Source organism: Pseudomonas sp. BS-2016, from assembly GCF_001806145.1.
Classification (GTDB): domain Bacteria; phylum Pseudomonadota; class Gammaproteobacteria; order Pseudomonadales; family Pseudomonadaceae; genus Aquipseudomonas; species Aquipseudomonas lundensis.
In genome coordinates this window covers 1-1,685 of record NZ_MLCT01000136.1, presented here as the reverse complement: position 1 = coordinate 1,685, position 1,685 = coordinate 1, and the positions used below count along the sequence as shown (strand labels likewise).

1 protein-coding gene is annotated in these 1,685 nt (G+C 60.9%); it reads left to right on the top strand.

Features of this window, described 5'->3' with window-relative positions; genetic code table 11:
* Nucleotides 1–142: 142 nt before the first annotated feature.
* A complete protein-coding gene (gene ppx, locus BKD70_RS23045) occupies nt 143–1,645 on the top strand; it encodes an exopolyphosphatase (RefSeq protein ID WP_003195352.1) in 1,503 nt (500 codons plus the stop codon).
* The last annotated feature ends 40 nt before the right edge of the window (nt 1,646–1,685 follow it).

The window sequence follows — 1,685 nt, the reverse complement described above, 5'->3', positions numbered from 1 at the left end:
ACACAGCTATCGCAACCACCTCCTACAAGCGGCATTCACAATTTCTGATGAGTGATTGGGGAAAATTCCTCTGGCACTACGCGTTGGCGCCAGCCGTCGATCGTGGCACGATGGCAAGGTTATCGACCGAGACCCCCAAACCATGCCGCAATCCCAAGCCAAGAATCTGTCCTTGATCGCCGCCATCGACCTGGGCTCCAACAGCTTTCATATGGTCGTGGCCAAGGCCCAGAACGGCGAGATCCGCATCCTTGAGCGGCTCGGCGAGAAGGTGCAACTGGCCGCCGGGATCGACGACGAGCGCAAGCTCAATGAAGAATCCATGCAGCGCGGACTCGATTGCCTCAAGCGTTTCGCGCAACTGATCAACGGCATGCCCCCTGGCGCGGTGCGTATCGTTGGCACCAACGCCTTGCGCGAAGCGCGCAACCGCAACGAATTCATCCATCGCGCCGAGGAAATCCTCGGGCACCCGGTGGAAGTCATCTCGGGCCGTGAAGAGGCACGCCTGATCTACCTCGGCGTGTCCCACACCCTGGCCGACACGCCCGGCAAACGCCTGGTGGCAGACATTGGCGGTGGCAGCACCGAGTTCATCATCGGCCAACGTTTCGAACCGCTATTGCGTGAAAGCCTGCAGATGGGGTGCGTGAGTTTCACCCAGCGTTATTTCAAGGATGGCAAGATCACTCCGGCGCGCTATGCCCAGGCCTACACCGCAGCGCGCCTGGAAATCATGAGCATCGAACATGCCTTGCACCGCCTGACCTGGGATGAAGCCATCGGCTCGTCCGGGACCATCCGTGCCATTGGCCTGGCTTTGAAGGCCGGTGGCCATGGCACCGGTGAGGTGAACGCCGAAGGCCTGGCGTGGCTCAAGCGCAAGCTGTTCAAGCTGGGGGATGCAGAGAAAATCGACTTCGACGGCATCAAGCCCGACCGTCGCGCCATTTTCCCTGCGGGCCTGGCGATTCTCGAAGCCATCTTCGACGCCCTCGAACTGCAACGCATGGACCACTGTGACGGCGCCCTGCGCGAAGGCGTGCTCTACGACCTGCTGGGCCGGCACCACCATGAAGACGTGCGAGAACGCACCCTCAGCTCGCTGATGGAGCGTTACCACGTCGACCTGGAGCAAGCCGCCCGCGTCGAGCGCAAAGCCTTGCACGCCTTCGACCAGGTGGCTGAGGACTGGGACCTGGAGGACGGCGTCTGGCGCGAGTTACTCGGCTGGGCAGCCAAGGTGCATGAAGTCGGCCTGGACATCGCTCACTACCATTATCACAAGCACGGCGCGTACCTGATCGAACACTCGGACCTGGCCGGTTTCTCCCGGGAAGACCAACAGATGCTCGCGCTGCTGGTGCGCGGCCATCGCCGCAACATTCCCAAGGACAAGTTTGCCGAATTCGGTAAAGACGGCATCAAGCTGATCCGCCTGTGCGCGCTGCTGCGCTTTGCAATCCTGTTCCACCACATCCGCGGCACCCAGGAAATGCCCCAGGTCAAACTGCACGCCGATGGCGATAGCCTGGAAGTGATGTTCCCCAAAGGCTGGCTGGATGAAAACCAGCTGACCCAGGCGGACTTCGCCCAGGAAGCGGAATGGCTGACGCGGGTAGGTTTCAGCCTGAACCTGCGCTAAGCAAATCTAAAAGCATTCTGCAGAACAAATGTGGGAGCGG

Bases quoted from the DNA above. Each gene is read 5' to 3' on its own strand.
- ppx (WP_003195352.1), top strand. From the start codon at position 143: ATGCCGCAATCCCAAGCCAAGAATCTGTCCTTGATCGCCGCCATCGAC.